General features: G+C 71.4%; 19 protein-coding genes. 7 read left to right on the top strand and 12 right to left on the bottom strand.

The window, feature by feature from the left end; genetic code table 11:
- Positions 1-174: 174 nt before the first annotated feature.
- From CP983_RS34315 to CP983_RS34325, 3 genes are all read right to left on the bottom strand, one after another.
- Positions 175-1,272, bottom strand: a complete 1,098-nt coding sequence (locus tag CP983_RS34315) for a GNAT family N-acetyltransferase (RefSeq protein WP_150503920.1) — start codon at positions 1,270-1,272, stop codon at positions 175-177.
- Between the two features lies 1 nt (position 1,273).
- A complete protein-coding gene (locus CP983_RS34320) occupies positions 1,274-1,711 on the bottom strand; it encodes a hypothetical protein (RefSeq protein ID WP_229914957.1) in 438 nt (145 codons plus the stop codon).
- Positions 1,712-1,885: 174 nt separating this feature from the next.
- On the bottom strand, positions 1,886-3,094 hold the full coding sequence (locus CP983_RS34325) for a S8 family peptidase (protein WP_107909183.1): 1,209 nt from the start codon (positions 3,092-3,094) through the stop codon (positions 1,886-1,888).
- 312 nt (positions 3,095-3,406) lie between these two features.
- On the opposite strand from CP983_RS34325, the gene CP983_RS34330 reads away from it, so the two are divergent.
- On the top strand, positions 3,407-4,216 hold the full coding sequence (locus tag CP983_RS34330) for an SGNH/GDSL hydrolase family protein (protein ID WP_150503922.1): 810 nt from the start codon (positions 3,407-3,409) through the stop codon (positions 4,214-4,216).
- A 22-nt stretch (positions 4,217-4,238) separates the two neighbouring features.
- On the opposite strand, the gene CP983_RS34335 is transcribed toward CP983_RS34330, so the two are convergent.
- From CP983_RS34335 to CP983_RS34350, 4 genes are all read right to left on the bottom strand, one after another.
- A complete protein-coding gene (locus tag CP983_RS34335; RefSeq protein ID WP_107909184.1) occupies positions 4,239-5,855 on the bottom strand; it encodes a serine/threonine-protein kinase in 1,617 nt (538 codons plus the stop codon).
- A 63-nt stretch (positions 5,856-5,918) separates the two neighbouring features.
- Positions 5,919-7,598, bottom strand: a complete 1,680-nt coding sequence (locus CP983_RS34340) for a sulfite exporter TauE/SafE family protein (protein ID WP_150503924.1) — start codon at positions 7,596-7,598, stop codon at positions 5,919-5,921.
- Complete coding sequence (locus CP983_RS34345; RefSeq protein ID WP_150503925.1) at positions 7,595-9,106, bottom strand: tetratricopeptide repeat protein; 1,512 nt, start codon at positions 9,104-9,106, stop codon at positions 7,595-7,597. Before CP983_RS34345 ends, CP983_RS34340 begins: the two co-directional genes overlap by 4 nt.
- 160 nt (positions 9,107-9,266) lie before the next feature.
- The gene (locus CP983_RS34350) at positions 9,267-10,802 is read right to left on the bottom strand and encodes a DUF4331 domain-containing protein (RefSeq protein WP_125527869.1); all 1,536 of its coding nucleotides are present in this window, start codon (positions 10,800-10,802) and stop codon (positions 9,267-9,269) included.
- A 209-nt stretch (positions 10,803-11,011) separates the two neighbouring features.
- Between CP983_RS34350 and CP983_RS34355 the strand changes: the two genes are divergently transcribed.
- The 3 genes from CP983_RS34355 to CP983_RS34365 all read left to right on the top strand — a co-directional run bounded on the left by CP983_RS34355 (position 11,012) and on the right by CP983_RS34365 (position 12,765).
- On the top strand, positions 11,012-11,554 hold the full coding sequence (locus CP983_RS34355) for a sigma-70 family RNA polymerase sigma factor (protein ID WP_093745449.1): 543 nt from the start codon (positions 11,012-11,014) through the stop codon (positions 11,552-11,554).
- The gene (locus CP983_RS34360; protein ID WP_107909186.1) at positions 11,551-12,369 is read left to right on the top strand and encodes an anti-sigma factor; all 819 of its coding nucleotides are present in this window, start codon (positions 11,551-11,553) and stop codon (positions 12,367-12,369) included. The genes CP983_RS34355 and CP983_RS34360 overlap by 4 nt, the downstream gene beginning before the upstream one ends.
- A 126-nt stretch (positions 12,370-12,495) precedes the next feature.
- Positions 12,496-12,765, top strand: coding sequence for a hypothetical protein (locus CP983_RS34365; protein ID WP_030956439.1), 270 nt, complete (start codon positions 12,496-12,498; stop codon positions 12,763-12,765).
- A 250-nt stretch (positions 12,766-13,015) separates the two neighbouring features.
- Here the strand turns inward: CP983_RS34365 and CP983_RS34370 are convergent, their stop codons facing one another.
- Positions 13,016-13,798: an ABC transporter permease gene (locus CP983_RS34370; protein ID WP_150503927.1), complete on the bottom strand. Its 783-nt coding sequence runs from the start codon at positions 13,796-13,798 to the stop codon at positions 13,016-13,018.
- Positions 13,795-14,745: an ATP-binding cassette domain-containing protein gene (locus tag CP983_RS34375; RefSeq protein ID WP_150503929.1), complete on the bottom strand. Its 951-nt coding sequence runs from the start codon at positions 14,743-14,745 to the stop codon at positions 13,795-13,797. Before CP983_RS34375 ends, CP983_RS34370 begins: the two co-directional genes overlap by 4 nt.
- Before the next feature lie 63 nt (positions 14,746-14,808).
- Between CP983_RS34375 and CP983_RS34380 the strand changes: the two genes are divergently transcribed.
- Entirely contained in the window at positions 14,809-15,531 is a 723-nt protein-coding gene (locus tag CP983_RS34380) for a TetR/AcrR family transcriptional regulator (RefSeq protein WP_150503931.1), read from the top strand.
- A 58-nt stretch (positions 15,532-15,589) separates the two neighbouring features.
- On the opposite strand, the gene CP983_RS34385 is transcribed toward CP983_RS34380, so the two are convergent.
- The 3 genes from CP983_RS34385 to hmgA are packed head-to-tail and all read right to left on the bottom strand — an operon-like array spanning position 15,590 to position 18,918.
- Complete coding sequence (locus CP983_RS34385; protein ID WP_150503933.1) at positions 15,590-16,738, bottom strand: type ISP restriction/modification enzyme; 1,149 nt, start codon at positions 16,736-16,738, stop codon at positions 15,590-15,592.
- A 26-nt stretch (positions 16,739-16,764) separates the two neighbouring features.
- Entirely contained in the window at positions 16,765-17,514 is a 750-nt protein-coding gene (locus CP983_RS34390; protein ID WP_150503935.1) for a GntR family transcriptional regulator, read from the bottom strand.
- Between the two features lie 27 nt (positions 17,515-17,541).
- A complete protein-coding gene (hmgA, locus tag CP983_RS34395) occupies positions 17,542-18,918 on the bottom strand; it encodes a homogentisate 1,2-dioxygenase (protein WP_150503937.1) in 1,377 nt (458 codons plus the stop codon).
- Between the two features lie 160 nt (positions 18,919-19,078).
- Here hmgA and CP983_RS34400 point away from each other — a divergent pair, with 160 nt between their 5' ends.
- Together CP983_RS34400 and CP983_RS34405 are read left to right on the top strand one after the other, a co-directional pair.
- Positions 19,079-19,756, top strand: a complete 678-nt coding sequence (locus tag CP983_RS34400; RefSeq protein ID WP_150503939.1) for a hypothetical protein — start codon at positions 19,079-19,081, stop codon at positions 19,754-19,756.
- Positions 19,753-20,367 carry a TetR/AcrR family transcriptional regulator gene (locus tag CP983_RS34405; RefSeq protein ID WP_107909194.1) on the top strand — a complete coding sequence of 205 codons (615 nt, stop codon included), beginning with the start codon at positions 19,753-19,755 and terminating at the stop codon, positions 20,365-20,367. Before CP983_RS34400 ends, CP983_RS34405 begins: the two co-directional genes overlap by 4 nt.
- The last annotated feature ends 67 nt before the right edge of the window (positions 20,368-20,434 follow it).

The raw sequence follows: 20,434 nt of genomic DNA on the forward strand, positions 1-20,434 counted from the left end.
TTCACCGAGCACCCCCCTACCGCGCCCCGCGCCGGGACCGTCGCGGTTCTTGAGCCCTCCCCCAGAGCCGCGACCGACCGTCCGATGCGAGTGAGATATACGACGGTATTGACGATTGAGCCAGTATGGCAAGAGCTGGAACGAGCCCTCACGTTTTTGTTGGTTTGACCGGAGTTAGCTATTTCCGGACCGGATCTTCCCCATACGTTTGAGGAGCCGGTCCGCCGGTTCGAACAGCTCCGGCCGGGTCTGCACCGTGTTGCGCAGCGCCCGGACCGGGGCACGGCGTGCCCGGTGTCCGAACGCGACCGGGTGACGCCTGGTCACCCACCCCTCCGACACCGTCAGCTCGCGTGTCTTCAGGGAGTCCTTGTACTCCTTCTGGCCCCGGCCGAGATCGAGGTACGCGATCCCGTCGGCGGCGGCCGCCTCGGCCATGCGCAGATGCAGGACCAGACCCGGCGAGTACTTCGAGAACGCCGGGTCGTACGCCGGGAACCAGCAGGCCAGCACCCGTTCGGTACGCAGCCCGAAGTGCGCGGCGATCGGCCTGCCGCCGGCGTAGAGCACCGACAGGATCCCGGCGAACGGCTCCGAGCGGGTGTGGAACAGCTGCTCCACCAGGAGCGTGATCCACGCGTGCGCGAAGCGGTCGCTGCGCCCGGTCCTGCGGTACTGCGCCGACTTCCAGGCCATCAGCGTGCGCAGCGCCGCCGGGTCCCGCTCGTCGTGCACGTACCGCACGCCGTCGTGGTCCCGGCCGAGCTTGCGCTCCTTGGCGAGCGTCGTCCGAGTGAACTTCGGTGAGCGCTCCCGGAGTTGGGCCAGATACGCCTCGTACCCCTGGTCGACGTCCATGACCGGGGACGGGAACGTGCCGGAGGCCTCCGCCGCGAACGCCACCTGGCCCTCCACCAGATGGTCGAACTCCCATACGGCGAGCCCGCACGCCTTCAGCAGCTCCCGGGCCTCCCAGGTGAACCCGGGCCGGTGCACCACGCCCTGGGCGTCCGAGACGCCGAGGCCGATGGCCCGGCCCACGCCGGACGCGGTCCGCTGGAACGGGAAGAACGCGGCCGGCTCGCCGCCCTCCCGCACCACCGCGACGCGCACCCCGCGCCGGCAGCGGCCGACGGCGAGCGTGAACTCGGGCGACAGAAAGGGGTTGGCGAGCTCGGGCGAGCCCTGGAGATGGGCCTTGGACTGCATCGATGTCCACGCCGCCCGGTCGGCGGAGCTGAGCTCTCCGGGACGGTACACGCTGATGTCCACGTCAGTCAGTCCGCCTTCGGGTCGTACGGCCGCTCAGCCGCCTCAGCAGAACCAGCAGGAGAATCAGGGCGCTGATCGCGGTCACGGCCACGATTCCGCCGCGTACCGACCACCGGTGCACGGCGAGCATGCCCTGGGCCACCAGCATGTTGACCACGACCGCGCCCGCAACCGAGGCCACGGCCCGGCCGAACGGTTCCAGCCCGCGCAGCGCGGCGGCGATGGCCCCGGCGGGTGCCGCGAGCAGGAAGAACAGGGTGAAGGGTCCGCGCAGCGGCGAGTCGGAGTCGACCAGCGCGAGGACCGCGCCGATCACCCCCACGGCCGTCGCGGCGCCCGCGAGCAGCGCCGTCAGGTCCCTCCCCGGACCTGGTCGCGCACGCTCGGCGTCGTCGGCCGAGTCTGTCTTGATACGTGCCTTGATACGTAAGGTCTGCATTGGCGACTTTGCCCCCCGAAGCGCCGGATGCCGGGCTTCAATGTGGCTCAGTGCCGCGCCGGTCGTCAAGATGCGAACGACCTCTTGACATGTGTTCGGGTCCCGCCGCGCACGAACGGCCCCCGCAGGCGTGGGGCCTGCGGGGACCGCTGGTTCAGATGGTGCTCGCGCGGGTCACGGAACGAGCTTCAGCAGCCGGTTCGGGGAGCCGCTGCCGGGGCTGGTGACCACGTTGGCGGTGGCGCCGCCGGTGAGTGCGGAGGCCACCGCGGCCGGGGTGGCCGAGGTGTGGCTCGCCAGGTAGACCGCGGCGGCGCCGGCGACGTGCGGGGTGGCCATCGAGGTGCCGGAGAGCGTGGCGGTGGCGGTGTCGCTGGTGTTGTAGCCCGCGATGATCGACGAACCAGGCGCGAAGATGTCCAGCACCGAGCCGTAGTTGGAGTAGCTTGCCCGGGCGTCGGAGCTGGTGGTCGCGCCGACCGTGATCGCGGTGGCGACGCGGGCCGGGGAGTACGAGGAGGCGTTCGCGCTGCTGTTGCCGGCCGCGACCGCGTAGGTCACCCCGCTCGCGATGGAGTTCGCGACCGCGGTGTCCAGCGACGTGGAGGCGGAGCCGCCGAGCGACATGTTGGCGACCGAGGGGCCGGAGTGGTTCGCCGTCACCCAGTCGATGCCGGCGATCACGCCCGCCGTGGTGCCGGAGCCGCTGTTGTCCAGCACCCGGACCGCGACGATGTTCGCCTTCTTGGCGACGCCGTAGGTGCTGCCCGCGATCGTCGTGGCCACATGGGTGCCGTGGCCGTTGCCGTCGGAGGCGGTGGTGTCGCCGTCGACGGCGTCGTAGCCGTAGGCGGCCCGACCGCTGATCTGCTGGTGGGTGATGCGCACACCGGTGTCGATGACGTACGCCGTCACACCGCTGCCGGCGCTGTCCGGGTAGGTGTAGGTGCCCGAGAGCGGAAGCGCGGCCTGGTCGATGCGGTCCAGGCCCCAGGGGGCGCTGGTCTGCGTGGTGTCGGCCAGCCGGACGCGCTGGTTCTGCTCGACGGAGGCGACGGCCGGGTCGGCGGCGAGGCGTCTGGCCTCGGTCGCGGAGAGGGTGGCGGAGTAGCCGTTCAGCGCGGTGCCGAACGTCTTGTCCACCGAGCCGCCGTACTCCTTGACCAGGCTCTTGCCGGCACCGGAGGCCGCCTTGAGGCCGGCGCTCCTCTTCAGCGTGACGATGTAGCTGTCCTTGACGGCGGTGGGGGAGCCGGCGGCCAGGACCTTGCCCTCGGCCGGAGCGGCCTGGGCGGGGAGGGCGGTGAGTCCGCCGACGAGGGCGGCGGTCGCCAGGCCGGTTATCGCGGCGAACCGGAAGTTCTTGCTACGCAGTTGTGCCATTGCGAGGGAGTCCTCCTCCAGGCGGTGCGCATGTGGTGGGCGCACATGTGGGGGGTGCGTGCGGGGGCGCACGCACAGCCCGGAACGTCGCGTTCCCGTTCCAGGCCGAGGTAAAGGATCTGTGGTCCACCGGTGACGGACAAGAGAGTTGACGACCTGTCAACAAGCTTGTCATGAACACGAAATCAAACTCATAAGCCACTCATAGGTTGAGGGCCGCGATGCCCGGAAAAGTCTTGGCATGGACACTTCCCGTCAACACGCGTAGTTGGTACGACGGTTATGGCAGAGATCCTGCTATAGGGAGGTTCCATGAGACGTTCCCGACTTTCCGTATACGTCGCCTCACTCCTCCTCGCCGTCGGCACCGCCCTCACCGGGGCAGCCACCGCGCAGGCCGCCGACTCCGCCGCGATCGGCGGGTACGTGGCCCTCGGCGACTCCTACTCCTCGGGCCTCGGCTCGGGCAGCTACATCAGCTCCAGCGGCGACTGCAAGCGCAGCACGAAGGCGTACCCCTACCTGTGGGCGGCCGCCAACTCACCCTCGTCGTTCGACTTCACCGCCTGCTCGGGCGCTCAAACGGGTGATGTGACCGCGAGTCAACTCGGTCCGCTCAGCTCCGCCACCGCACTGGTGTCCATCTCGATCGGCGGCAACGACGCCGGTTTCGCGGACATCATGACGACCTGTGTGCTCCAGTCCGACAGCGCGTGCGTCTCACGCATCAACACCGCCAAGGCGTTCGTCGACTCCACACTGCCCGGCCGGCTCGACACCGTGTACTCGGCCATCCGGGCCAAGGCCCCCACCGCCCATGTGGTCGTGCTGGGCTACCCGCGCTTCTACAAGCTGGGCGCGACGGGGTGCCTCGGCCTGTCCGAGACCAAGCGCAAGGCGCTCAACGGAGCCGCCGACTACATCGACGCGGCCGCCGAGAAGCGCGCCCTGAACCACGGGTTCGCCTTCGGTGACGTACGGACCACCTTCACCGGGCACGAACTCTGCTCCGGCAGCTCGTGGATGCACGCCGTCAACTGGCTCAACATCCCCGAGTCGTACCACCCGACGGCCGCGGGCCAGTCGGGTGGCTATCTCCCGGTCCTGAACAGCGCGGCCTGAGACCCCCGCCGAGCCGGTTCCGCTACGACTCCGGTGACCCGCTCGGCGTCTGCGAGACCCCGCCCGTCGGGGTCTCCGTCTCACATGTCACCGAGAACGGCACCGAGTTGGACTTCGTCTTCACCGGGTCGCGGACCTCGACGCTGATCTGATTCTCGAAGGTCCCGTCGTCGTCGTACGTCGTCACGAACGCCCGGTCCTGCTTCGTCCGACCGCCGCCCTCCGGGAACGACAGGGTCTTCCAGCCCTGGTCCATCACCTTGCCGTCCTCGGACACCCACCGATAGGTGACCTCGGCCGGCAGCCGCCCCACCGTGAACGAAGCCGTGAAGGCGGGCGCCTCACCGCTCGGCGGCGGACACGCCCCCGAGTACTCCAGGTTCGAGCCCGTCAGCGCCACCTGCACCGTCTGCGGCGCCGGCGCGCTGGTACGGCTCTCGCTCGGACTCGGCGACGGACTGTCCTTCTCGCCCGAGCCGCCCTCGTCCTCGGTCTCCTTCTGCGAGGTCCCGCCGCCCGCCCGGCTCGTCGTGCCGTCGTCACCCGCGTTCCCGCCGCCGCCCCCATGGTTGAGGAGGGCGTACGTCAGCCCCGCCACTGCCAGCGCGAGGACGGCGATCCCCGCGATCAGGGTGAGCGCGGCACGCCGGTTGCGGTCGGGCCGGACGGGGCCCGTCGCCGGGCCGGGAGTCACGGGCCGGGTCGGCCCGGGCGCGGGGACCGGAGCCGTCGGGGCGGTCCGCGACGGCGCCGGGAACGCCGCGACGGTCGGGGCGTACGGGGTCGCCCGTACGGTGCCCGCGCTGGGCGTGCCTCCCGCGCCGACGATCCGCAGATCCTGCTCCGCCTGCCCGGCCGACAGCCGCTCGGCCGGGTCCTTGCGCAGCAGCCCCTCGATGACGGGGGCCAGCGGGCCGGCCCGGTGCGGCGGGGGCAGCTCGTCGTCGACGATCGCGCGCAGGGTGCTCAGCGGGGTGTTCTGGCGGAACGGGGAGTTGCCCTCCACCGCCGCGTACAGCAGCACCCCCAGGGACCACAGGTCCGACTCCGGGCCCGGTGTGCGGCCCAGCGCGCGCTCCGGGGCGAGGAACTCGGGGGAGCCGATGACCTCGCCGGTCATCGTCAGTGCCGAGCTGCCCTCGACCATCGCGATGCCGAAGTCGGTCAGCACGACCCGGCCGTCGTTCGACATCAGCACGTTGGCCGGTTTCACGTCCCGGTGCAGCACCCCGGCGTCGTGCGCGGCCCGCAGCGCGGACAGCACCTCGGCACCGATGTGCGCGGCACGCTGCGGGCTCAACGGGCCCTCGGCGTCCAGCAGCTCGGCCAGCGAGATGCCGCGGACCAGCTCCATCACGATCCAGGGCCGGCCGTCCTGCGCGGCCACGTCGTACACCGTGACGACATTGCGGTTGGCGACCCGCGCCGCCGCCCACGCCTCGCGCTCCAGCCGGGCGTACATCCGCTCGACCTCCGACGTCGCAAGGCCGGCCGGCGCCCGCACCTCCTTGACGGCCACCTCGCGGTGCAACACCTCGTCGCGGGCCCGCCACACGGTGCCCATGCCGCCCTCGCCGAGCGGGGACAGGAGGCGGTAGCGGCCCGCGATCACCCGTTCACTGCCGTGTTCTTCGGACACGGGCGTCCCCCATTCGCATCCGTGCGAAATCTCCACTCCGTGCGATTTCTTCCCAAAAGTAGCTCAGCCGAGTACTGATGCCGCCCCCTTGAACACCAATCCGGCCCCGAGCAGCACGACGAGGAGCGCGGACGCCAGCGGGGCCGTCCTGCGCAGGAACGTCGTGACCGGGTGCGCGGTCCAGCGCGGGCGCCTGTCCAGTACCCGGGTGACACCGGTACCCAGCTTCACGACGGCGAACCCGGCCGCGGTCAGGGTCAGGGCGAGCCCGACGCCGTACGCCACGACGAGCAGCAGCCCGAACCACGCCTTGCCGAGCGCCGCCGCGCCGACGAGCACGACGACCGCGGAAGGACTGGGGACCAGCCCACCGGCGAAGCCGAGCAGGATCGTGCCGCGGAGGGTGGGGGCGGTGGAGTGGGTGTGCGTGAAACCGCCGTGGGTGTGGGTGAGCATGCCGCGCTTGGGGGCGGGGTTGTGGGGGTGGTGGGGATGGGGATGTGCGGGGGCGTGCGTGTGGGCGAGGGGCTGGGTGGCTGTGGGGGTTTCGGTGGGGGAGTGGGTGTGGGCGGCGACCAGGACCGGTTCTCGGTCGTGGTCGTGGTCGGTCTCGTGGGTGTGCTCGTGGGGGTGATCGCTGTGGTCGTGCGGATGCTTGTGGTCGTGGTCGTGGTCGTGGTCGTGGGAGTGCCCGTGCCCGTATCCGTGCTGTCGGATGTGCCAGGCGCGGCGTACGAGGGTCGTGCCGGCCGCGAGCACCAGGGCGCCGCTCGCCATGCCCAGCCAGGTGATGACCGAGGGCGCGGCGGCCGAACCGGCCGTGATCAGCAGGCCCAGGGCGACCACGCCCAGGGTGTGGGTGACCGTCACCGAGGCGGCGAGCGGCATGACGTCCTTCAGGCGTGCCCGGCCGCCGCGGGCCGTGGCGACCGCGGCCATGATGGTCTTGCCGTGGCCGGGTGCGAGCGCGTGCATCGCGCCCAGGAAGACCGCGATGACCAGGGCGAGCGCGGCGAAGCCGAAGGTGAGTTCGTGCCGGGAGACCAGGTCGTCCAGGGCACGGGTCCAGCGGTCGGCACCACGCGGCAGGACCGAGGCGGCGGGGGCGTCCTTCTCGGACTCCGCGAGCGCGGGACCGCCGGGGCGCACGCGCAGCGAGGCGGTCGTGGTGTCCGCCGGGGAGGAGAGCAACTCCTCGGGATATTTGGTCAGCTCGCCGGAGACCGAAGTCTTCGGTACGTCCGACGCGGTGAGCGTCATACGGTCGCCGCGCGCCGTGACCTCCCGCCATCCAGGGCCGGAGTCCGCGCCCGCGCCGCGGAAACCGAGGGCGACGGTCGCGCCCTCGGAGACCGGTGCCGAGAGCCGGCACTCCACCCGGAGCGTGTCGAGGCCCGCCTGGCCGGGGCGCACGCGCGCCCGGCTGCTCCTGAGCTTCAGTTCGACCGTACGGCCGTCGACCGTGACCTCGCTGCCCCGCGCGGCGGTTTCGCAGCGCTGCCGGGCCCACGCCGTCATGCCCGCCTTCTCGATGTCGGGCTTCGCCTGTGTCGCCGGGATCTCGGCGAGGTCCTCCACGTGGTGGACGCGCAGTTCGCCGGGGGCGACGACCAGGCCGTCGTAGCGGTTGACGGTGAAGTTGCCGAGGGGGTGCGCGCTCGCGGGAGGGGAGGCGAACAGCGCGAGCGCGCAGGCCGCCGTGAGAGCGGCGGCGCCGGAGGCGAACAGACGACGGGGAGTCACTTGGCCGCCTCCAGGTCCTTCAGTGCCGTACGGGCCTGACGGGCGCCCAGCGGGGAGAAGCCGGGGTTCAGCTTCAGAGCGGCCGACAGGTGCTCGCGGGCGTCCTTCGCCTTGCCCGTGGCGTGCTCGATGACGCCTCGGTGGTAGAGGAACGCGGCGTTGCGGTAGCCGGTGGCCGTGGCCTTGCGGGCGTACGGGAGGGCCTCTTCGTCCTTGCCGTTGACGTGCAGCGCCCAGGCGAGGGCGTCCGCGGTGTGCACCGTCTGCCGGCGGTCCCACTCGGCCCGGGCGGCGCGCAGCGCGGACTTCGTGTCGCCGTGGTCGGCTGCCGCGAGTGCGGTGTCGAGGTCGGCGTTGACGCCGTTGGCGCGGGCGAGGGCCGTCCAGGCGTCGACGAGGGCGTACTGGTCGTCCGCCTTCACCTTGTCGCCGGCCGACTCGTACAGCTCGCCGAGTTCCACCAGCGGGCCGGGGAGGGGGTAGCGGGCGACGACGTCCTTGAGGCCCTTGAGCGCGCCGGCCCGGTCGCCGCTCGCGGCCTGGGCGCGGGCGCGGCCCTCCAGGGCGGGGAGGTAGTTCTCGTCGGCGGCGAGGGCTCGGGCGTAGTGCGTGAGCGCGGTGTCGTAGTCCCCCTGGTTCCAGGCGAGTTGGCCGAGCTGTGTCGCGACGTACGCGAGGTCGCCTGGGGAGATCGCGGAGGAGAGTGCCTGTCGCAGTACGCGCTCGGCCGTGCGGACGTCACCGCGCAGCTCGCGCACGTACGCGTAGCGGGTGAAGACCGGGATGCCGGGGCGGCGGTCGTCGGCGGTGTCGGCCGCCTTGGCCGCGTCGGCGTAGCGACCGAGTTCGACCAGCGCGTCGACGCGGGTGCACAGGGCGCGTTCGCTGTAGGGATTCACCTTCAGGGCCTGGTCGGCGTACTTCAGGGCGTCCTCGAAGTCGTGCCGGGCGGCGGCGAGGGCGGCCCGGCCGGCGAGGGCCTGGTCGTTGTCGGGGGACAGGGCGAGTGAGCGCTTGAACGCCTGTTCCGCCTGGGGGTAACGGGAGGGGTCGCCCTTGGTGCGGGCCTGCTCGACGTAGGCGAGCCCGAGGGTGGACCAGCTGCCGAAGTCCCTCGGCTGGTCGCGGAGGTGGGACTGGAGGGAGGCGATGCCCGTGTCCAGGTCGCCGGTGGTGAGGAGGCCGGGGGAGACGGCGGCGGAGGCCGGGGCGACGTGCTGGCCCGTGTTGTCGCGGGCGGCGCCGAGGGCGATGGAGCCGGCGGTGAGGGCGACGGCCAGCAGCGCCGCGCAGCCGGCGAGGTGCAGGGCCCGGTGACGCCGTGCGGCGGCGGCGAAACGCCGCAGTGCGGCGACACGTTCCTCGCCCCCGCCGCCCCTACCCGTCCCGTCCCCCGGGGCTGCCGCCCCTGGACCCCCGCTCCGGCCCTGAACGGGCCTCGTCCTCAAACGCCGGACGGGCTGAAAGGCCTCGTCCTCGGGGGCGTCGTCGTTCTTGCGCGGGGCCATGCCCTCTCCTCGATTTCTTCTCGCGTGCTGCGGCGCGGCCCGCGCCGTGGGGGATGAGTACTTCGCGGGCCGCGCCAGTAAAAGGGGCGTCCGGCAACGCCCTGAGGGGCGCGGGGAACGCACTCGACCTACGGCCGTTCCCCGCACCCCCGCGGAGCGTCTAGTACGCCCGGTCCCGCATCCGGCGCCACCACATCAGGGCCCCGCCGATGAGGAGGATGCCCAGGGCGCCGGCACCGGCAGAGCCGGCGATCAGGGCCATGTTGTCGGTGCCGCCGGAGGCGCCGGCCGGCTGGAGGGCGTCGCCGAGCTGGCTGCGGACGTCCGTGCCGCCGTCGGTGCCCTTGGCGAGCGGACCGCGCGAACCCTCGGTCGGCAGGGCGACGTACGGGAAGGCCTTCTCGAAGTCCTTGTCGTTCTTGTCGACCGCGTCGCCCAGGTCGTTCTTGGCGCCCAGCAGCTCACCCTCGACGACCTGGAGAGAGGCGTCGATGACGTCGTCGCTGAGCCGGCGGCCGTTCGGGAAGCCCGCGTTGTCGCCGTCGAGGACACCGAGCCGCTTGGGCTTGTCCGTCGGCTTGATCGACGTGTTCAGGCGCAGTTCCTCGGCCGGGCGCACGTGCGGCGGCTGGTTGAGGCCCTTGACGCCCTTGAGGAAGACGTCGACCAGGTCGTTGCGCGGCTCGTCGGGCGCCGGGATCTTGTAGATCCCCTCGATGAGCTTCGGCAGCTCGGGGTTGGTGACGTTCTTCAGGAACTGGGCGTCGTCCCAGGGCGCGGACGCGTTGAACTTGTCCTTGTCCTTGATCGGGTTGACGACCTCGTTCACCAGCGGGCTGCCCAGGCGCGAGACCTGCTCGTAGTAGCCCTTGGCGTTCTGCCGCTGCGTCGTCGACCAGATGCCGACGATCGGCTGGTCCGCCGACTCGGTGATCATGTGGGTCGGGACCTGGAGGGCTATGGAGTTGACGTTGTAGCCCTTGAGCGTGTCGTTGCCGACCTCGGAGAGGTTCCCGCCGTACAGCAGGTCGAAGACGCGCAGGTCCAGGAAGAACGGGTCGTCGGCCTGACCGGCGAACGTGGTCGTGCCGCCGTGCAGCTCGTGCACGGCCTGCTCGCGCAGCTTCGCGTAGTCCGGCATCGACGCCTTGCCGACGTTCGAGGGCGCCACCGGAACGTCGTTGGCGACCTTCGTCTTCGAGACCAGCTTCTGGTTCTTGAGCTTGATCAGCTCGATGTCGTACGTCTGCGTGACGTTGAGGTCCGGGTCGTCCAGCGACTCGACCGCACCCGTGTTGTACAGGAACGTCTTCTTGTTCTTGACGTGGGTGTCGAACGTGAACCGGTACAGCAGTTCGCCCTGCGCGTCACCGTTGTTGTCGATGTGGAGGTCGTACTGCGCGTCCTCCGCGAAGGGGAAGAAGTTCGGTCCGCCGGCCGGTTCCTCGAACGGGATCCAGTTCGCGACGATCGTCGTCGTGTCCGGCTTGTCCGGGCTGACGAACGCGTACACGTCCGTGTTGTCGTACTGCGGGGTCCCCGAGATGAGCGGGGCCTCCCGGTGGCTGGAGGCGGAGGCCGCCCCCGGTTCCAGCGCGGCGACGCCGGCGGCTGCGAGCCCCCCGGCGGCCAGCGCACCACATACGAGGGTCGCGAGGCCCTTGCGTCCCGCACCGCTCCTGGAATTAGGTGTCATGCCGTCCGTCCTCAGTGCCAACTTGCCTGACGCACCGGGATTCGGAGCGGGGGGCGGGCCGGATTGGTCGATCTCGAAAACAAATTTTTCGGCCGCCCGACCCGCTTTTTCGGTCCGTTGATCCGTAACCCCATCCGGAGGTGTGTTCGTTGCGAATACCTCGTGGGACAAGGCGGCCGAGATGCGGTCTGGCTGGAGGGGGAGACGAGTTGGAGGCGGACGAGCTGCTGGTGCTCGTGGCGGGCGGTGACCAGAAGGCCTTCGAGGAGCTGTACGGCCTGGTCTCCGGCCCGGTGTTCGGGCTCGTGCGGCGTGTGGTGCGCGACCCCGCCCAGTCCGAGGAGGTGGCGCAGGAGGTGCTGCTCGAACTGTGGCGGTCCGCAGCGAAGTTCGACCCGGGCCGGGGCAGCGCCCTGTCCTGGGTCCTCACCCTCGCCCACCGCCGCGCCGTCGACCGGGTGCGCAGCGCCCGCGCGGCCGGTGAGCGCGAGCAGCGCGAGGCCCTGCGCGCGAACCACCCCGCCTTCGACCATGTGGCCGAGGAGGTCGAGGCCGGCCTCGAACGCGAGTGGGTGCGCCGCTGCCTGGAGCGCCTGACCGCCCTCCAGCGCCAGTCGGTCACCCTCGCCTATTACGACGGCTACACATACCGTGAAGTGGCCGAGCGGCTGTCCCTGCCGCTGGGCACGGTCAAGACCCGGATGCGCGACGGACTCACCCAGCTGCGCAAGTGCCTGGGAGGAGTCGCGTGAGCTTCGTCGACCGTCTGCTGCGCCGCGAGGACCTGCACTCCCTCGCCGCGCCCTACGCCCTCGACGCGCTGGAGCCCGGCGAGCGGCTCCGCTTCGAGAAGCACCTGAGGGCCTGCGACAGCTGTCCCGCCGAGGTGCGCGCGCTGTCCGAGGACGCCGTGCGCCTCGCCTGGTCGACGGCCGCCGCGCCGCCGGCCGCGATGCGCGACCGGGTCCTGGCCGCCGTACGCGCGACTCCGCAGGAGCATGTCGGGCGGGAGTCGGCGCACGCGCGGGCGCCTCAGTTGCCGCCGCACGTGTGGGGCACCCAGCCGCCGCCGCGCTCCCGTGCGCCCAGGACGCGCCCCTTGTTCGTGCCGTTCGCCACGGCCACCGCCGCCGCGGCCCTCGTCGTCGCCTCCCTCTTCGCCGTCCAGGCGAACCGGACGCAGGATCAGCTGGACGCCCAGCAGGCGCGGGCGAGTGAGATCGCTAACGTTCTGGGCGCTCCCGACGCCCGGGCGGCCGCCGGCGAGGACGCCGAGGGCCGGACGATCGGAGTGCTGGCCTCCGCATCCGAGGGGCGCGCCGTCGTCACTCTGAGCGGATACGGCGATCTGCCGAGCGGCCGGGTGCACCAGCTCTGGCTCATGCGCCCCGATGTGCAACCACGCTCCCTGGGGCTTTTCGACGGCGACACGCCCTTGGTCGCGTCCGGTCTCGACAAGTCGGCGACGTCACTGGCTGTGACGGTCGAGCCCGACGGGGGATCACCGCAACCCACCAGCCAGCCAGTTGTCCAACTCGCCCTGAAATCGGTCGGATTCGGAGAGTAACCGCGAACGAATCGTCAACACCCTTACGGGGAAGGTGAATCCTGTGACCGCGATACACGAGTGCCCCACCGGGACGATAGGGTTAACCTGCCCGGGCCGGGTGGACTCGTACGGGTGGGGAGTGACATGGATCAGATAACAGTGCGCAGCAGGGCCAGGGTCCCTGCTATCACCTGCGGGAGCAGCGCGACCAGCTCGCGTCTCGACCGCCATCTCTCGGTGCTGGCGGGTCCCGCCGTGCCCCAGCGGGAGGCGGCCGAGGCCACTTCGCTGATGCTTGAGCTGACGACGCGTGACAAGACGCACGAGCGCAGCGACCGTGGTGCGCGCGTCCGTCGGGTCTCGCTCTTCGCCCCGCTGCGCCGGCTCCGGCGTTCGCTCTTCGGCGGGCGCTGAGCCGCACCGGCGTTCCTCGCGCGACTCACGAGGCCCGCGCCCGGTTGCAGGCTCCGTCCCGGCACCGCGCTGTCGCCGCCGTCATCCCCACGGCAAGCAGCGGTGCCCCGGAGTGCTACCCGAGCGCGGGCACGTCCCCCAAGTCCACCCCGCCTCGTTCACCGGCCCGCGTCCTGTACGCAACGCTCCAGCCGCGTACGGACGTTGACGAGACGGCCCTTGCGAACCCCGGTCCTCCCCACCCGGGGTGTCAGCCCTCGCCGCGCCCGTACCGCCGCACGGCGAGCGGCGCGAACACCGCGATCAGTACCGCGCACCACATCAGTGACCCGGCGACAGGGTGTGCGACCGGCCAGGCGGCGTCCCGCGGCACGGGCGCGTTGCCGAACAGGTCCCGCAGCGCCGTGGTGACCGCGCTGATCGGATTCCACTCGGCGACGGTGCGCAGCCAGCCCGGCAGACCGTCCGTCGGAATGTAGGCGTTGGACAGCAGCGGCAGGATGAACGTCGCCCCGCCCAGCTGGCCGGCGGCCTCCTCGCTCCGGGTGAGCAGCCCCAGGAAGATCCCGATCCACGTCGTCGCGAACCGGAACAGCAGCAGCAGTGCCACGGCGCCCGCCGCCTCCGGCGCGGACCCCTCGATCCGCCAGCCCACCGCGAGCCCGACCAGTAGGAACGGCACCGTCCCGGCGGCCGTCACGGCCAGATCGGCGGCGGCCTGCCCGAGCGGTACGGCGGCCCGGCTCATCGGCAGCGTCCGCAGCCGGTCCATCACTCCGCGGTGGGTGTCCTGGGCGGCCTGGAACATCCCGGTCATGATCCCGTTCGCCGCGGTCGCCACCAGGAGCCCCGGCACCAGGAAGGACCGGTACTCCTCGCCCGGCATCGCCAGCGCGCTGCCGAACACGTAGCCGAAGAACAGCAGCATGGTGATCGGCATCGTCTGGGTCAGGATCAGCAGCCCGGGGTTGTTGCGGATCCGCCGCAGCTGCCGGCCCAGCATCGCGCCGCTGTCGTACGCCAGGGTGCTCATGCGGCACTCTCCTCGGTGAGTCGAAGGAAGACATCGTCGAGCGTCGGCGGCTGGATGCTCGCGTCCAGCAACGGCACCCCCGCCGCGTCGAGTTCGCGCACCAGCCGGGGCAGGGTGAGCGTGGCGTCCCGGGTGACCGCCCCCACGGAGCGCAGGTCGTGGTCGAACGACGGCTCCGAACCGGTCAGTTGATCGAGCACGGCCGCCGCCTTGACCAGGACGTCCGCGTCGGCCACGACGACCTCCACATGCGCGCCGATGGTCGCCTTGAACTGGGCCGGCGAGCCGCGATGCGCGACCCGGCCCCGGTCCACCAGGGCGATGTCGTCGGCCAGTTGGTCGGCCTCCTCCAGGTACTGCGTGGTCAGCAGCACCGTCGTGCCGTCGGAGGTCAGTTCCCGTACGGCGTCCCAGATCCGGTTGCGGCTCGCGGGGTCGAGGCCGGTCGTGGGCTCGTCGAGGAAGAGCACGTCGGGGCGGCGCACCAGGCTCGCCGCGAGGTCGAGGCGGCGGCGCATCCCGCCCGAGTACGTGGACGCCGGCCGGTCGGCCGCCTCCATCAGGCCGAAGCGGTCCAGCAGCTCGGCGGCCCGGTCGGCCGGCCCGCGCACCCGGTGCAGCCGGGCGAACAGCCGGAGGTTCTCGCGGCCGGTGAGGTCACCGTCGACCGAGGCGTACTGGCCGGTGACGCCGATGCTGCGGCGGACCGCCGCCGGGTCCCTGAGCAGGTCGTGCCCCGCGACCCGGGCCGAGCCGGCGTCCGGCCGCAGGAGCGTGGTGAGCAGCCGTACGGCCGTCGTCTTGCCCGCGCCGTTCGGGCCGAGGATGCCGCAGACGGTGCCCTGCGCCACGGCCAGATCGAGTCCGCGCAAGGCGTGGACCTCTGCTCCTTTGGGTCCGAATCGCTTCTCCAGACCCTCACTAAGTACAGCGTACGTAGAAGTCATGGGTCGACCATAGCGCACTACGTACGGTGTACGTAACTAGGATGGTGGTCGAGGTGATGATCGATGGCAGGCAAGGCGGCCGAGCCCGGCGTGATCTGGGCGCGTCCCGAGCGGACCGGGCGAGGCCCAAGGCCCGCGTTCACGCGTGCGGACATCGCGGCCGCGGCGGTGCGCATCGCCGACGCGCGCGGGCTGGACGCCGTGTCCATGCGGCACGTCGCGGCCGAACTGGGCTGCGGGACGATGTCGCTGTACAACTACGTCCCCCGTAAGGAGGACCTGCACGAGCTGATGATCGACGCGGTGGGCGCCGAGCACGAGATCCGGGAGCCCTCGGGCGACTGGCGTGCCGACATGATCCGCAACGCGCAGGAGACGCGCGGCATCATGCACCGCCACACCTGGGTGCCGCGGCTGATGTCAGGGGTGTACGGCTTCAGCCCCAACACCCTGCGCTACCTGGAGCACTGTCTCGCCTGCCTCGAACCACTCGGCCTTCCCTACAGCGTGAAGATGGAGCTGGTCGCGCTGCTCAACGGGGTCGTGACGACGTACACCGCGAACGAGATCGCCACCGCCGAGCGCACCCGGTCCATGCCGTGGTCCGAGGAGGAGGAGAACGCGGTCCGTATCGCGTATCTCGGCAGTCAGGTGGCCACCGGCAAGTATCCGCTCCTTGCCGCCGCCTTCATGGCGGACAGTGGGCCGATCGATCTGGAGGGGGTGTTCCGGCGGGCGCTGGAGCGGGTGCTGGATGCATTTGACCCCGAGTGCCGTGATGCGTAGTTGTTCGGGTGCGGCGCCGTTGTGGCTGGTCGCGCAGTTCCCCGCGCCCCTTGGTTGGCTAGATCAACGCGAATTGGCCTTCTGGCCCTTCCTCGTGATGGTCCAGGACTGAGGCCGGGCGGCGGGCCGTTTCCGGCACCGGCAGGACGCCCGCCTTTCTCAGGTCCGTTGCCGTGATCGAAGCTTCTTCCGTCAACTCTTCCTGCTGGGGCCGCAGTTCCGCCAGCAGGGTCAGGACCGTGATCAGTTCCAGCAGTTCCGACGTCCACGCCTGCGGCCAGGTCGGCGGGCGGATAGCCGCCAGGGTGCCCGGCTCCGGGTCGGCGGTGCGGGTCGTGAACCACTGCTCCAGGACCTTCACGCCCGCCACCTCGTAGTCCCAGGCCTGCGGCGGGACCGGTGAGATGCGGCCCTCGTCCAGCAGCAGGGCCTCCTCGTCGCGGTCGTAGTCCAGCGTCAGCGGGCGGGAGGGGAGTGGCGCCCGGACGTACGGGCGGCGGCCGCCGGGCAGTTTCGGGCGGTCGCCGTTGCGCCGCATCAGCCACAGGGCGCGGCGGCCCGACTCCACGCCGCGTGCCCAGAGTTCCGCGTCGGCGGTCAGGGGGACGGTGAGATCGGGGCGTACGGCCGCCAGGGTCCAGGCGAGGAGGTCCAGCGGCTCGACCGGCCCGCCCAGCCGGTCCCGGAGGTGCTCCACGAGGCCCGGCGCCAGGTTGGGTTCCGTGCCGCCCGGGCGACGGAACAGCGGGCGGACGCGCCCCGGACGGACCAGCGGGAGCACGGAGGTCGCCAGCAGGCCGGACTCCGGCGTCTCCAGGACGAAGACCTGGTGCTCGTCGATCACCCGCCACAACTCCGGGCGGGCCGCGTCGATCAGACGCTGGTCGGGGATCAGCCACTGCTCGTCGAAGGGGGCGTGCAGGACGCGCACCGGCTCCGGGCAGGGGCCCGAGGCGCGGACCAGCTTCTCCGTACCGGCGGAACCGCCGGGCAGTCGGCCGACCGCGGAGTGCAGGGTGCGGGAGCGGGTCGGCTCCAGCAGGGCCTCCCGGTCCGGGCCCTCGGCCTTGACGAAGGCGTCCCAGCGGGCCTTCAGGGTCGCCGGGTCGGGGCCCGCCGGCCACCCCCGGCCGAGCCGCGGCGGTGCGACGGACCACGGCATGAGGTCCGCCAGCGGCGGAGCGTCGTCGTGCGTCACGCTGGGCATCGTACGGCCTGGGTCCGACACGGTGGTCAGTTGGCGTCCAGGGTCACCGTGAAGGAGAAGCGGTCGCCCCGGTAGTGGATGACCGCCGCGTCCAGCACGCACCCGGCCGCGTCGTACGTCACGCCCGTGTAGTGCAGGATCGGGCTCAGCAGGGGCACTTGGAGCAGCTTCGCCGTCTCCGGGTCCGCCAGGCGCGCCTCCACGGTGTCCGTGATGCGGCTGATGTCCGCCCCGACGACGTCCCGCAGCACCTTCGTCATCGGCCAGCGGACGAGGTCGCCCAGGTCGATGCGCGCCGCCAGTTCGGGGCGGACGTAGTTGCGGGCGTGGTTGGTCGGCTCGCCCGTCTTCTCGTCGCTGCGCAGGCGGTGGTACGTCGCCACCTCGTCGACGTCCGGGAAGTACTCCGCGAGTTCGGCAGGCACCTGCGCCCTGCCGTGGTCCAGCAGTTCGGTCGCCATGCCTGACTGCTGGGCCACGATCGCGTCCACCGAGCCGAGCAGCCGCACGGGGGCGCCCCGGCGGGCGTCCGGCTCGATGAACGTGCCGCGCCTGCGATGGCGTGTGATCAGGCCCTCGTCCTCCAGCTCCTTCAGCGCCTGCCGCATGGTCAGCACGCTCACGCCGTAGTGCTCCGCCAACTGCTCCTCGGTGGGCAGCCGCAGCGGGTCCTGCGGTCGGCGGCCCAGTATCGAGGCGCGCAGCGACTGCGACACCTGGTACCAGAGCGGCAGCTTGCGGTTCAGGACGATCGAGTCCGGGGCGAAGGAGGTCACTGGGCCATCCGTACCGGTAGGGGATCTCTACTGCAAGGGGCGGAAGTGACGCTCCATGCCGAGCCAGACGTCGTCATAGCGCTGTTGCAGGTGGTCGGCGCCCGCCGCCTGCGGGGTCAGCGTCACCGGCCAGCGGGTCTCGAACATGAACGCAAGACCGTCGTCGATCTTCTGCGGCTTCAGCTCGGCCGCGCTGGCCTTGTCGAACGTCTCCCGGTCCGGGCCGTGCGCCGACATCATGTTGTGCAGCGAGCCGCCACCGGGCACGAAGCCCTCCGCCTTCGCGTCGTAGGCGCCCTCGACGAGGCCCATGTACTCGCTCATCACGTTCCGGTGGAAGTACGGCGGCCGGAAGGTGTCCTCGCCGACCAGCCAGCGCGGCGCGAACACCACGAAGTCGACGCCGGCGAGACCCGGGGTGTCCGAAGGGGACGTCAGCACCGTGAAGATCGACGGGTCGGGGTGGTCGTAGGAGATGGTGCCGATCACATTGAAACGGCGCAGATCGTAGATGTACGGCACATGGTTGCCGTGCCAGGCGACCACATCGAGGGGTGTGTGGTCGTACATGGCCGTCCAGAGATTGCCGCAGAACTTGTTCACCACCTCCACCGGGCCCTCGACCTCCTCGTACGCGGCCACCGGCGCCTTGAAGTCACGGGCGTTGGCGAGGCCGTTGGCGCCGATCGGGCCGAGGTCGGGGAGGTGGAAGGGTGCCCCATAGTTCTCACACACATAACCCCGGGCCGTCGCGCTCCGCGCGCCCTCGGACGCGGCGTCCAGCAGCTCCACACGGAAGCGCACCCCACGTGGAATCAGCGCCACATGTCCTGGCTCCACATGCAGCAGCCCGAACTCCGTGCGCAGCAGCAGCCCGCCGCGCTCCGGGACGATCAGCAGCTCGCCGTCGGCGTTGCTGAAGACACGGTCCATGGAGGAGTTGGCGTGATACAGGTGCACGGCCATGCCGGTGCGCTGGGCCGCGTCGCCGTTGCCGCCCAGGGTCCACAGGCCGGCCAGGAAGTCGGTGCCGGGCGCGGGCTCGGGCAGCGGGTTCCAACGCAGACGGTTCGGGTCCGGCACCGACTCCGTGAAGGGCGCCGTCCGGATCGCGCCGTTGTCCGTGCGGGTGAACGCCGGGTGGGCGGCCGACGGGCGGATGCGGTACAGCCACGAGCGGCGGTTGTGCGCCCTCGGCTCGGTGAAAGCCGAACCGCTCAGCTGTTCCGCGTACAGGCCCAGCGGGGCGCGCTGGGGTGAGTTCCGGCCCTCGGGGAGGGCGCCGGGCACCGCCTCCGAGCTGTGCTCGTTGCCGAAGCCGGAGAGGTAGGTCAGCCCCTCCGCGGTCTTCCGCGCTGCCTCACGCCCGAACACGTCCGCGCGGGAGGTGCCCCCATCGCTCATGATCGCTCCCTAGTGATCTGATTCCTATGCTTCACCGTAGGATTGCGATTTCCCCGGCGCAAGAGATCGGCCGGTCCTCCTCTGCGGGTACGACCGGAAACGGACGCCGACCCGACTCAAGGGGGATTCGGCTGTCGGACCGGTGTTCTAGTCTCCGGGCATGCCATGGACCCGGACCCTGCTCGCCGCGTCGGCGGTCTGTGTCCTGCTGCTGACCGGATCCGCCGCCTGTGGCTCCGGCGACGCCCGGGACCGGGGCGACGGCGGCGTATCGCCCTCCCCGGTGGGCAAGGTTCTCGACGACACCGACGACGACGGGCGGCACTACCGGGAGGTCGACAAGGACGAGGCGCCCGAGGTCGCCATAGAGGTCCAGCCGGACCCGGACGGCGAAGGGAGCGGCTGGGACGTACGGCTGACGCTCCACGCCTTCCGCTTCTCGCCCGCCGGCGCCGAGGCCCGGGCGGTGGCCGGGCGCGGGCTCGCGTACCTGTTCGTGGACGGTCGCCTCGTCACCCGGCTCCGTACCCTGGAGCACCGCCTCCCGGCGGACCTCGTCCCGCGCGGCACGCACCAGGTCACGGTCCGGCTGTACGCCGACGACGGCACGGTGTGGGCGGTGGACGGCGACCCCGTGGAGAGCACGGCCGACGTCACGGCCTCGGAAGCGGAGACCGGAACGGGAACGGGAACGGAGATGAAGACGGACGCGGAGACGACCGAGGTGCCGGCACCGACGGCATCCGCCCCTGTACCGAGCGCAGCACTGAGTGCACCGGGTACCCGCCTCCGTACCGGGGGGCAGGGTTCACCGGACCGAGCCGGAAAGGCATCATGAAGACCGTGCCCCATCCAGCAACGCTTCGCCGGGCGCCCGTGCAGCGGCGCAGCGCAGAACGGCTCACCAGGATCCTCGACGCCTGCGCCGACCTCCTCGACGAGGTCGGCTACGACGACCTGAGCACCCGGGCCGTCGCCCAGCGGGCCGGCGTCCCGATCGGCTCGGTCTACCGGTTCTTCGGCAACAAACGCCAGATGGCCGACGCCCTCGCCCAGCGCAACCTCGAGCGCTACACCGCCCGGGTGACCGAGCGCCTGGAGAGGGCCGGCGGGGGAGGCTGGCGGGTGGCGATGGACGCCGTGCTCGACGAGTACATCGCCATGAAGCGCACCGCGCCCGGCTTCTCCCTGGTCGACTTCGGCAACCAGATCCCCGTCGGCACCCGCGGCGAACCCAACCACCGCGTCGCCGACCGCCTCACCGAGCTGCTCTCCGGCTACCTCGACCGCGAGCCGGACGAGGATCTGCGCCGGACCTTCCTGGTCTCTGTCGAAACCGCCGACACCCTGGTCCACCTGGCCTTCCGGGTGGCTCCGGAGGGCGACGACCGGATCCTGGAGGAGGCCCGGGAGCTGCTGCGGGCGTATCTGGCGCGCGTGCTGGACTGACCACCCGCCGCGGCCGGTCCCGCGGCGCGGGACCGGCCTCTCGCGAATTTCCGACCTCACCTCCGGA

It is taken from the genome of Streptomyces chartreusis (assembly GCF_008704715.1).
GTDB classification, from domain to species: Bacteria; Actinomycetota; Actinomycetes; order Streptomycetales; family Streptomycetaceae; genus Streptomyces; species Streptomyces chartreusis.